9 protein-coding genes and 1 pseudogene are annotated in these 11,233 nt (G+C 75.6%); 2 read left to right on the top strand and 8 right to left on the bottom strand.

Translation table 11 applies throughout. The annotated features are described in order from the left end of the window. Positions 1-93: 93 nt before the first annotated feature. Together ACIBAI_RS15840 and ACIBAI_RS15835 are read left to right on the top strand one after the other, a co-directional pair. Positions 94-1,056 carry an LLM class F420-dependent oxidoreductase gene (locus ACIBAI_RS15840; RefSeq protein ID WP_399034531.1) on the top strand — a complete coding sequence of 321 codons (963 nt, stop codon included), beginning with the start codon at positions 94-96 and terminating at the stop codon, positions 1,054-1,056. 322 nt (positions 1,057-1,378) lie between these two features. Then, positions 1,379-1,726, top strand: coding sequence for a VOC family protein (locus tag ACIBAI_RS15835; RefSeq protein WP_399034529.1), 348 nt, complete (start codon positions 1,379-1,381; stop codon positions 1,724-1,726). A gap of 260 nt (positions 1,727-1,986) precedes the next feature. On the opposite strand, the gene ACIBAI_RS15830 is transcribed toward ACIBAI_RS15835, so the two are convergent. From ACIBAI_RS15830 to ACIBAI_RS15795, 8 genes and pseudogenes are all read right to left on the bottom strand, one after another. After that, positions 1,987-2,538, bottom strand: a complete 552-nt coding sequence (locus ACIBAI_RS15830; RefSeq protein WP_399034528.1) for a GNAT family N-acetyltransferase — start codon at positions 2,536-2,538, stop codon at positions 1,987-1,989. A 4-nt stretch (positions 2,539-2,542) separates the two neighbouring features. After that, the gene (locus ACIBAI_RS15825) at positions 2,543-4,351 is read right to left on the bottom strand and encodes a CocE/NonD family hydrolase (RefSeq protein WP_399034527.1); all 1,809 of its coding nucleotides are present in this window, start codon (positions 4,349-4,351) and stop codon (positions 2,543-2,545) included. 160 nt (positions 4,352-4,511) lie between these two features. Then, complete coding sequence (locus tag ACIBAI_RS15820) at positions 4,512-5,435, bottom strand: LD-carboxypeptidase (protein WP_399034525.1); 924 nt, start codon at positions 5,433-5,435, stop codon at positions 4,512-4,514. Continuing rightward, positions 5,432-7,384, bottom strand: a complete 1,953-nt coding sequence (locus ACIBAI_RS15815; RefSeq protein WP_399034523.1) for an LpqB family beta-propeller domain-containing protein — start codon at positions 7,382-7,384, stop codon at positions 5,432-5,434. Before ACIBAI_RS15815 ends, ACIBAI_RS15820 begins: the two co-directional genes overlap by 4 nt. 14 nt (positions 7,385-7,398) lie before the next feature. Continuing rightward, the gene (locus ACIBAI_RS15810) at positions 7,399-8,712 is read right to left on the bottom strand and encodes a M20/M25/M40 family metallo-hydrolase (protein WP_399034521.1); all 1,314 of its coding nucleotides are present in this window, start codon (positions 8,710-8,712) and stop codon (positions 7,399-7,401) included. Then, entirely contained in the window at positions 8,705-9,538 is an 834-nt protein-coding gene (locus tag ACIBAI_RS15805) for a M55 family metallopeptidase (protein WP_399034520.1), read from the bottom strand. The genes ACIBAI_RS15810 and ACIBAI_RS15805 overlap by 8 nt, the downstream gene beginning before the upstream one ends. Positions 9,539-9,704: 166 nt before the next feature. After that, positions 9,705-10,388: pseudogene (locus ACIBAI_RS15800) on the bottom strand (PAS domain-containing protein); the annotation flags it as partial. A 308-nt stretch (positions 10,389-10,696) separates the two neighbouring features. Beyond that, on the bottom strand, positions 10,697-11,140 hold the full coding sequence (locus ACIBAI_RS15795) for an SRPBCC family protein (protein WP_399034519.1): 444 nt from the start codon (positions 11,138-11,140) through the stop codon (positions 10,697-10,699). Between the last annotated feature and the right edge of the window lie 93 nt (positions 11,141-11,233).

The following is an 11,233-nucleotide window of genomic DNA, read 5'->3' as shown; positions in this document are numbered from 1 at the left end:
GGTCCGCCGGGACCCGCACCGCCGGTTTTCGGCCCGGGCCCCGGGTACCCGGACCGCGACCCACCTTCCCCTTGTCACGGAGGCGATCCCCCCATGCCCGAGTACGGCTACTTCCTCTCGTGCGAGCAGTACGACCCCGCGGAGCTGATCGAGCAGGCGCGGATGGCCGAACAGGCCGGGTTCCAGTCGCTGTGGATCTCGGACCACTACCACCCGTGGAACGGCGAGCAGGGTCAGAGCCCGTTCGTGTGGTCGGTGATCGGCGCGCTGTCCGAGGCGGTGTCGCTGCCCGTCGAGACGGCGGTGACCTGCCCGACCGTGCGCATCCACCCGGCGGTGGTGGCGCAGGCCGCGGCGACCAGCGCGGTGATGCTGAACGGCCGCTTCCGCCTCGGCGTGGGCACGGGCGAGGCGCTCAACGAGCACATCCTCGGCGATGCGTGGCCGCCCGCGCACGTGCGGCTGGAGATGCTGGAGGAGGCCGTCGAGGTGATGCGCCGGCTGTTCACCGGCGAGGAGGTCAACCACCACGGCAAGCACTACACGGTGGAGAACGCCCGCCTGTACACCGTCCCGGACGAGCCGGTCCCGATCGACGTCTCCGGCTTCGGCCCCGCGGCGACCGAGCTGGCCTCCCGGATCGGGGACGGCTACGTCACGGTGATGCCGGACGCGTCGATGGTGGAGCGGTACCGCGCGGGCGGGGGCGGCGGGAAGCCGGTCAGCGGCGGAACCAAGGTCTGCTACGACACCGACCGGGAGGCGGCCGTACGGACGGTGCACCGGCTGTGGGCGAACGAGCAGCTGCCCGGCGAGCTGGGCCAGGTGCTGCCCTCGCCGGCCCACTTCGAGCAGGCGCAGCAGCTGGTCACCGAGGACATGGTGCGGCGCAACCGGGTGTGCGGCGACGACGTGGACGAGCACGTGGCGGAGCTGAAGCGGTTCGCCGACGCGGGCTTCGACCGGATCTACGTCAGTCAGATCGGCCCCGACCTGCGCGGCTTCTTCGACTTCTACCGCACGAAGGTGCTGCCGCAGCTCCAGCAGGCCTCCTGACGGGCGCGGTCCCGTTCCGCGGGCGTCCGCGCCACGCGCCCGTCCGGGTGCTCCGGGCGGCCCGGGGTCCCATCACCGCCGGGTGCCCGCACCCCCGCGCGGAGAGCCCGGCGCGCGAGGGAGCCGCCCGCGATGGTCCGCCGGTGCGCTCCGGGCGCCGGCACCGCGCCGGGCAACCCCGCGGCGGTCCCGGCCGCGACCGTGCCCGGCCGCGCACGGAACGCCGTGCGCAGGGCCGTGGCGGGATCCGCCCGGGCCGCCGGGGCGGACGGATCCCGCGGAACGATCTCCCGCGCCGGCCGCCGCAACTAGGCTTTTCCGCATGGAGATTCTCGGAGCCACGCTGCGCGTCTGCGTCACCGACCTGGAGAAAGCGGTCCCCTTCTACGAGCGGCTCGCGGGCGGCAGAGCGCTCCGCTTCGAACGCGGCGGCGTCCAGGTGGCGGCGGTCGGCTGCTTCCTGCTGATGAGCGGTCCCGAGTCCGAGCTGGAGGTGCTGCGCAAGGTCGCGGCGACGATCGCGGTCCAGGACGTCGAGGAGGCCCACCGGGTCCTCAGCGAGCTGGGCGCCGACATCGTCGCGGGCCCGGTGCCGACTCCCGCGGGCCGCAACCTGATCGCCCGTCACCCGGACGGGGCGATCTACGAGTACGTGGACCGGCGCCCCTAGGCCCGGCCGTCGTCTTCCCGCCGTCCGCCCGGAGGGCGGGCCGCGCGGCCCCGGGTGCGTGCTCGCGGCGTGCCGGGTCCCGAGCCCCGCACGGGGCGTGCCCGGGTCGGGGCCCGGCGCGGCGGTGCGGGCACGGCGTCGCGCGGGAAGGCGACGACCGGGCCCGGGTCCCGCCGCAGCCCCGCCGCCTCACGGGCCGGCGGCGTGTGCCGCCGGCCGCGGTCCGCCCGTCCCGGCCCGCGCCGACGGCCCGGCGGGGCTCAGCCGGACTTCACCATCTCCGCGGTGATCGCCCAGCGTTCGTGGTCGCGCCAGGCCCCGTCGACGTGGAGCATGGCCGGCGAGAAGCCCTCCAGGCGGAAACCGCAGGCGCGGGCCAGGGCGATCGACGCGGCGTTCAGGGGCTGCACGTTGATCTCCAGCCGGTGCAGCCGCATCGGCCCGAAGGCGTACCGGACGACCAGGTCCAGCCCCTCGCGCATCAGCCCGCGGCCCGCCGCGTGCGCGAACGCGCCGTAGCCCAGCGCCCCGCTCTGGAAGGCGCCCCCCACGATGTTGTTGATGTTGATGAACCCGGCGATGGCGCCGTCGTCCTTCTCGCAGACCAGGAACCCGGCCCTGGTGGGGTCCTCGATCAGCCGCCCCGCGTACGCGGCGTACGCCTCGGCGCTCTCCGGCGGGAAGAGCCACGGCCGGTGCAGCGACCTGCTCTCCCGGACGCGGGCGGTGAACTCGGCGGCGTCCTCGTGGGTGAAGTGCCGGATGCCCACACGGGGGCCTGCTGCGAGGTAGCGGGGAACGGGGTGCGGCATCCCGTCACCTTACGACGGCCCCGCCGGTGTCCCGTCCGCCGGCCACCGGCAGCCGCAGCACCCCGGTGTCGTCCGGCGCGCTGACCACCGTCACCGGCTTGATCCCCCGGTTGCCGAAGTACGCGCCGTCGCTCGCCGCGATCACGAACCGCAGCCGGTGCCCCTTGTCGTAGCGGTGCACGATGCCGGGCAGGGTGACGGTGAAGCCCTTGGTCACGTCGGGCACGCGGACCGGGGCGACCAGGCGGTGCACCAGCGTCCGGGTGCCGTCGGGGGCGACGTCGTACAGCTTGGCGAACAGGACGAGTTTGTCGGCGGCGTCGCCGGAGCGCTGTGCCCGTGCCGCCTCCGGGGACACCACCTTGAGCGTGGCCGTCGGCGCGCCCACCACGTCCAGGGCGCGTTCCAGCGGCGCGCTCGTCCACGCCAGATGGGTGCCCTCGGTGTCGTACGGCGCCGGGTCCGGCAGTCCGACGACGCGGGCCAGCGAGTTCTCCGAGTGGCTGGTGGGGACGGGCCGGTTGGTGTAGGTGCGGCTGCCGCGCACCACCTCGGCGCGGTCGCCGACGAGGGTGCCGTCGCCGGAGAGGTGGAGCGTCCGGCCGGGCTCGGGAAGGCGGTCGGCGGTGGCGTAGGCGCGGTCCGGGTCGGTGATCCAGTCGCGGCGGTAGGCGAAGTCGGGCCCCGTGTCGGCGTGGGCCCGCCCGCGCAGGTGGCGGTCGAACCAGGCGAGGACGCGGCGGCCGACGTAGCTGGTCTCCAGGTTGCCGCGGCCGAGGTCGAGTTCGCCCGCGGCCGGACCGGTGACGCCGCCGCTGTGGCCCGCCGACTGCCAGATCATCTTGACGGGCGTGCCCCGCGCCTTGAGCCTGCGGTACGTCGCCGTCGCCTCGTTGAGGTTGAACAGGGTGTCGGCCTGCCCCTGGACGAGCAGGGTGGGGGCCTTCACCCGGTCCAGGTACGACACCGGGGACACGCTGCGCGCGTAGGCGAGCAGCCGCTTCGCGCGGTCCGCGGGGTAGCGGCCGGAGTTGAGGGTGCGGACGGTCTCGCAGACCTCGGTGACGAAGTGCAGGCAGTCGAGGGAGTTGATGCGGGACGGATCCAGGCCGGGCCGCAGCAGCGGCTGGCTCTCGCCCGCGAGGTAGAAGCCGTTGGTCCACTGCCACTTGAAGGCGCCGGGCACGTCCTCGCCGCCGACGGCGTTGTTCGGGGCGAGGGAGTACGCCAGGTCGTGCCAGGTGATCATGGGCACGATCGCGTCGACGCGGTGGTCGACGGCGGCGGTCGCCAGCTGGACGGCGCCGCCGTAGGAGCCGCCGATCATGCCGACGCGCGGGTCGCCCGGTCCGTCGAGGGTCACGAAGCCGGCCGTGGTGCCGTCGTCGGCGGCGCGCCTGCCGCCCAGGAAGTCGACGAGCTGCGCGGCGGCGGCGCCGTCGACGCGCGGGTCGTCGAGGGAGATCAGGCAGCCGGACCCGCCGAACCCGAGCCCGGAGTAGACCAGCGCGACGTATCCGCGTTGGGCGAAGCTCCGGCCGACGGCGTCGGTCTGCCCGTCGTTCTTGCTGCCGCCGAAGCCGTTGGTGGCCAGCACGGCGGGTGCCGGGCGGTCCCGGTCCACGCCCGCGGGCCGGTACAGGTCGGCGTCGACCGCGCAGGTGCGGCCGCCCGCCCGGACGGTGAAGGTCAGCGGGGTCACGGTGTACCGGCCGCTCGCGGCGGCGGGGGCGGTGAGCGCGAGCGGGGCGGTGAGCGCGGCGCCGAGGACGAGCGCGAGGAGGGCGCGACGGCTGGGCGGACGACGGGACAACGAGGACCTCCACACTGAGGGCGACCCGGCTTGCCGACCAGTCGGTACCGGCCGGCCGTCATGGTGTGACACGTGTCAGGTGCGGGTCAATCGGCCGAACGGGTGTTTTCGACGGGTCCTCGCGTGCGGGCTCCGGGTCCGGCGCGTCGGCGGCGGGCGGTCAGCGCAGGGCCGGTTCGTCCAGCGTCAGGGTGCCGGTGTCCGCGTCGAGGCCGGCCGCCACCCCGAAGGGGATCGTCAGCGCCCCCGCGCAGTGGCCGAACCCGGCCTCCTCCACCACGGGCACGCCGAGGCCGCCCAGCCGGTCGAGCAGCATCGGGCGGATCCGGTCGTAGGGGCCGCAGTTCTCCCAGGAACCGAGCAGCACGCCGCGGACCCCGTCGAGCCACCCGGAGCGCAGCAACTGGGTGAGGCAGCGGTCCAGACGGTACGTCTCCTCCCCCACGTCCTCCAGGCAGAGCAGGCCGCCGCGCGCGCCGGGCCGGGCGTGCGGGGTGCCCAGGTCGGCGGCGAGCAGGGACAGGCAGCCGCCGAGCGTGACGCCCCGTGCCCGGCCGGGGACCAGGGGGGTGCCGCCGGAGGCGATCGTGCGGACCGTCTCCGGGGCGAAGAGGGTGGCCCTCAGATGCTCCTGGGCCCGCGCGTTCTTGACGAAGTCGAGGCCCGCCGCCATCGGCCCGTGCAGGGTGACCAGGCCGAGCCGGGTGGCGAACGCCTGGTGCAGCGCGGTGATGTCGCTGAAGCCGACGAACACCTTCGGCCCGGCCGCGCGCATCGCCGCCCAGTCGAGCAGGTCGGCGATCCGCTGCGCCCCGTACCCGCCGCGGGCGCACAGCACCGCGTCGACGGACGGGTCGCACCAGGCGGCCTGCAGATCGGCCGCCCGGTCGGCGTCACCGCCCGCGAGGTAGCCGAACGTCCGGTGCCGGTCCAGCACGTGCGGGGCCACCACCGGGTCGAGGTCCCAGCCGCGCAGCACGTCGAGCCCGGCCGCGAGCCGCTCCTCGGGCACGGGCCCGCTGGGCGCGACGACGGCCACCCGGGCGCCGGGAGCGAGCCGGGGCGGGCGCAGAAGGGGTTTCATCCGGTCAGCTCCAGGGTCGGGACGCCCGGCGGATGCAAGCCGAAGACCTGGGCGTACAGGGAGAGTTCGGCCTCCAGGGCGCGGATGACGGTGTCGGCCCGCCGGAATCCGTGGCCCTCCCCCTCGAAGGCGAGGTAGGCATGCGGCACCCGCCGGCCCGCCGCGCGGGCCAGGAACCGCTCGCACTGCGCGGGCGGGCAGATCACGTCGTCCAGGCCCTGGAGCAGCAGGAACGGCGCGGTGACACGGTCGGCGTGCGTGACGGGCGAGCGCTGCGCGTACCGTCCGGGGTCCTCGGCGTACGGCCCGATCAGGGTCTCCAGGTACCGCGACTCGAAGTCGTGGGTCTCCCCCGTGGCCCAGCCGGCCAGGTCGAGGACGGGGTAGAGGATCGTGCCGCAGGCGTAGACGTCGGTGGTGGCGAGCGAGGCGGCGGCGGTGAAGCCGCCCGCGCTGCCGCCGCGGACGGCGAGCCGGGCGCGGTCGGCGGTGCCCTCGTCGGCGAGGGCCAGCGCGACGGCGGCGCAGTCCTCGACGTCGGCCACGCCCCACTGCCCGCGCAGCCGGTCGCGGTACTTCCGGCCGTACCCGGTGGAGCCGCCGTAGTTCACCTCGACGACTCCGATGCCGCGCGAGGTGAAGTAGGCGATCTCCAGGTCCAGCACCAGGGGCGCCCGGCCGGTGGGGCCGCCGTGCGCCCGCACGACGTACGGCGGCAGCTCGCCGGCGGGCGCGACGCAGCCGGGGTGGCGCGGGGGGTACACGTGCGCGTGGATCTCGCGCCCGTCCGGGCCGGTGAAGGTGCGGGCCCGCGGCTTCGGGTAGTAGGCGGGGTCCACGGCGTCCTCGTGCGCCGCGCCGATCACCCGCGCCCGGCCGGTGCGGACGTCCAGCTCCACCACCTCGGGGGAGCTGCGCGGGCCGGCCCCGACGGCGACGACCCGCTCGCCGAGCGCCGCGAGCGTGGGCGCGAACTCGGTCCAGGGGCCGGCCGCGTCGGCGACCTCGCCGGTCTCGGGGTCCAGTATCCCGAGGGCGGTGGAGCCGCGGCCGTGCACGACGGCGATCAGCCCGTCCTGCAGCGGGGCGAACCAGCGCAGGCCGAGCCTCCACAGCGGCCCGCCGAACTCCTCCTCGCGCGGGCACAGCGGGGTGCCGTCCCGGTAGAGGTTCCACCAGCCGGTGCGGTCGCTCACGTACAGCAGGGAGCCGTCCAGGGCCCAGTCGGCCTGGGCGATCGACTCGCCGGGGCCGCCGGCGACGGTCCGGGGCCCTCGCAGGGTGCCGTTCCCGGCGACCTCGGCGAGGACCAGTTCGGTGCCGTCCCAGGGCATGCGCGGATGGTCCCAGGCGAGCCAGGCCGCGCGCCGCCCGTCGGGCGACAGCCGCGGCCCGGTGACGAACCGGTGCCGCGCGGCGGTGAGTTCGCGCACGGCGCCCCGGTCGTGGGCGGCCGATCCGTCCAGCGGTACCGCGGCCGGCACGCGGCGCACGTCCGTGGGCCCGTCGCCGGTGAACTCCTCCAGCACGCACCACACCTCGCCGCGGTCCGCCAGCAGCCGGGGCTCCGCCCAGCGCAGACCGCCGCCCACCGGGGACGGGGGCGTCAGCGGGCGCGGCTCGCCGCCCGGCTCACAGCGGTACAGCCGCTGGTCGGCGAAGTTCACGAAGACCACGAGCGGCCCGCCGTCGACCGTCGTCCCGTCCCAGGGCCGCCCGCCGTACTCCATGACCCGGCTGCGCACGTTCCACGGGGCGGGCAGCACCGCCTCCCGCGCGCCGTCGGCGCGCCGCCGCACCAGGGTGCGCCGCCCGCCCTCGGCGGGCCGCGGCTCGGTCCACCACACCTCGTCGCCGACGAACCCCACGAACTCGGGCTGCCCGTCGTGCGCGGCGGCGAGCGCGGCGTCGACGGGCGAGGGCCACGCACCGTAGGCCAGGGTCCGCATCTCCTCCCCTTCCCTCAGGCCGTCCGCAGGAAGCGGTCGAGGACCCGGACGCCGAACCGCAGCGCCTCGACGGGGACGCGTTCGTCCACCCCGTGGAAGAGCGCCTGGTGGTCGAAGCCCTCCGGGAGCCTCAGCGGGGCGAAGCCGTAGCCGGTGATGCCGAGGCGGGAGAACTGCTTGGCGTCCGTGCCGCCGGCCATGCAGTACGGCACCACGTGTCCCTCCGGGGCGAACTCCTCGACGGCGGCCCGCATCCGCGCGAACGTCGGCGAGTCGACCGGCGCCTGCAGAGCGACCTCCCGGTGGTGGAACTCCCACTCCACGTCCGGTCCGGTGAGCCGGTCCAGGGTGGCGCGGAACTCGTCCTCGCCGCCGGGCAGGAAACGCCCGTCGACGTAGGCGACGGCCTCCCCGGGGATCACGTTGACCTTGTAGCCGGCGTCCAGCATGGTCGGGGTGGCGCTGTTGCGGACGGTGGGCTCGACGAGCCGCGCCGCCGGGCCGAGCTTGCCCAGCAGGGCGTCGACGTCGGTCAGGTCGGGGTCGACGCCGTAGACGGCGGCGAGTTCGGTGAGCGCGGCGCGCACCGTGGGGGTCAGGCGCAGCGGCCACGGGTGGTCGCCGATCCGGGTGACGGCGGCGGCCAGGCGGGTGACCGCGTTCTCCCGGTTGATCTTGGAACCGTGTCCGGCGCGGCCACGCGCGGTGAGCTTCAGCCAGGCGGTGCCGCGCTCGCCCGCGGCGATCGGGTACAGCTGCCGGCCGCTGCCGTCGTGGAAGGTGAACGCGCCCGACTCGCCGACGCCCTCGGTGCAGCCCTCGAACAGCGCGGCGTGCCGGTCGGCGAGGAAGCCCGCGCCGTCCTCGGCGCTGGCCTCCTCGTCCGCGGTGAACGCGATCACCACGTCCCGCCGCGGCCGTACGCCCAGCCTGGCCCAGGCGCGCACCACGGCGAGGATCATCGCGTCCATGTTCTTCATGTCGACCGCGCCCCGCCCCCAGACGACGCCGTCGCGGATCTCCCCGGAGAACGGGTGCACGCTCCACTCCGCGGCCTGGGCGGGCACCACGTCCAGGTGACCGTGCACCAGCAGCGCGTCCGCCGCCGGGTCGGCGCCCTCGATCCGGGCGACGACGTTGGTCCGGCCCCGGGTCCGCTCCAGCAGCACCGGCTCCAGCCCGGCCTCCGCGAGCCGCGCGGCGGCGTACTCGGCGGCCGGCCGCTCCCGGCAGTCGCCGCCGCCGCGGTTGGTGGTGTCGATCCGGATGAGGTCGGAGGTGAACCGCACGACCTCGTCCAGGGCCCGCTCGTCCAGCTGGTCAGCCATACTGCTCCTCCACCGCGGCCGCGACGATCGTGGTGACCGCCTTGAAGGTGCGGATGCCCTCGTACATGGTGCCGCTGGTGTACGCCGCCTTCCGTTCGCCGACGCGGTCCACGCCCGGCACGACGGTCGCGGCCATCGCCAGGTGCTCCGCGTCGAACTCCACGGCGACCGTGAACGGTCCGCCGCGCACCGGTTCCCGGCGCACCGCCAGCGCGGCCGCCTCCTCGGCCGCCGCCCGGATCGCGGCGGCGGTCCTGGCCGGCGTGCGGCACACGGCCGCGTACCGCGACACATGGTCCTTGACCGCGACCTTCAGCGCCTCGGGGGCGTAGCCGAGCGCGTCCTCGCAGGCGATGTCGTCCCCCGTGACCAGCACCACCGGCACCCCGAACTCGGCGGCCACGTGCGCGTTGAGCAGTCCCTCGCTGGCCCGTACGCCGTTCAGCCACACCCCGGTGACGGAGTTGGCGAGGTAGGTGTGGGCGAGGACGCCCTCCATGCCGGCGCCGGCGTGGTAGCCGACGAAGGCGACGCCGTCCACGTCGCCGTGCTGCACGCCCTCCACCATGGACAGCGCCTTGTGCCGGCCGGTGAGCAGCTGCGCCCGGTCGTCCAGCTTCTCCAGGAGCAGGTTGCGCATCGTCCAGTGGGCCTCGTTGATCAGTACCTCGTCGGCGCCGCCGTCGAGGAACCCGAGGACGGCCGCGTTGACGTCCGACGTGAACATCGCCCGGCACCGCTCCCACTGCGGGGTGCCCGGCAGCACGTCGGCCGGCCAGGTCACGCCCGTGGCGCCCTCCATGTCGGCACTGATGAGGATCTTCATGCCGCCTCACGCTACGCGGTCCCGCGGAATCCCGGCCAGGCCTGTGGACAACTCTCACCGGTCCAGCCCCGTACGGGACGGGCCCCGCCGGCGGTGCCGGGCCGGGCGGGCGCGGCCCGAGGAGGCGGGGGGACGGCGTCGGTCAGCGCCGGTTCCGCGTCCCGGAGCGCCGGGCCCGCTGCTCGGCCCGCCGGGGCACGCCCCAGTCGGGGATGACGGGCACCCGGTCGTTCCGGCCGCATTCCAGGACCGGGCAGCCCAGTTCGAGGACCTGCGCGGCGATGCGGGCGCTGCCGTCGGCGCCCAGGCCGGGCAGGACCTCGGGGAGCTCGCGGGCGAGTCCGTCGGCGCCGGGGAAGTCGGTGTGCGGCGCGAATCCGGGCGCGACGCGCTCGAAGGCCAGGTCCTCGCCCGGGGCGGCCCGGCGCAGCAGGTCCGCGTCCGCGGCCAGCACGAGCAGCCGCTCCGGCCCGGTGAGCGGCAGCGGGTAGCCCCACCACAGCACGTCGGCTCGGCCCTGCCCGGGCACGGTGAGGCGGGCGCGGCCGGCGGCCGGGTGGGGCGGCCCTGCGCCGGGGGAGGGGCCGGGCCCGCGGTACGCCCCGTACGCGGCGGCGTCGTCCTCCTCGGGGAGCGCTCCCAAGACGGGCAGCAGATCGACCGCCGCGCGGCCGACCGCCTCCTCCTCGGGAACGCCGAACAGCCGGCGTGCGCCCCCGCTCCAGTGGGACACCAGCCCGTCGCGGTCCGCCACGACCGCCGCCAGCGGGACCCGGCCGGCCGTGGCCGGTGCCGCTCCCGCGCCGTTCCCGGCGCCGGAAGGTGTGTCCCGCTCGGTGCCACGCTCCATGGCGCAAGGCCCTCTCTCCCACGGCTCGGCAAGATCCGTGCCGTCACCACGTTACGTCCGGAGCCGGTCACGACGCGCGCCGAACACGGGAATAGGTGGTACGGAATTGCGCCGGCGCACGCCCGCGCGCGGGCGTGCGGTTCGGTCGTGGTGCCCCGGCCGCGGCTCGCGCCCGGCGCGTCCGCCGCCGGTCCCGGGGGACGGCGGCGACCGGCGGGTGACCGGCGGCGGGAGGGGCGGACGCCCTGCGGACGTCCGCGTCACGAGGCGGCTGCCGCTCCTCCGCCTCGGTCACTCCTCCGACTCGGCTACTTCTCCACCTCGGCGGCGAGCCGGGCGAGCACCGCGTCGTAGATCCGGCCGAGCCCCTTGGGCGCGAAGGTCCTCTCGAAGAAGCCGCCGATGCCGCCGGCGCCCTGCCAGGTGGTGGTGACGACGACCCGCGACCTGCCCTCACCGGCCGGAGTGACCCGCCAGGTGGTGACCATGGAGGAGTTGCGGTCCTTCTCGACGAGTTCGCCGTCGGTCGGCTCGGTCACCTCCAGCAGACAGTCGCGGACGCGCTTGCTGGTGGCCTGGAGCCTCCAGTGGACGAGGGTGCCTTCGCCGTCGCCGCCCTCGCGGACCTCGTACTCGCTGAACTGCTCGGGCAGCAGCCTCGCGCGCGTGCCGCTGTAGTCGGCGAGGGCGTCGAACACCGTCTCCGCGTCCGCCGCGACGATCCGCTCCGTAGTGGCCTCGACCTGCGCCATCGCATTCCTCCAGGACCTGGGTTCTCGGGGTCGGGGCAAGCCAACCACCCCGCTCCCCGGCCGCCCAAATCGGGGTGACCGAACCCGATCGGA

The sequence above is a fragment of the Streptomyces sp. NPDC051041 genome (genome assembly GCF_044456065.1).
Taxonomy (GTDB): Bacteria; Actinomycetota; Actinomycetes; order Streptomycetales; family Streptomycetaceae; genus Streptomyces; species Streptomyces glaucus.
This window is presented reverse-complemented; position numbering and strand designations above follow the sequence as displayed.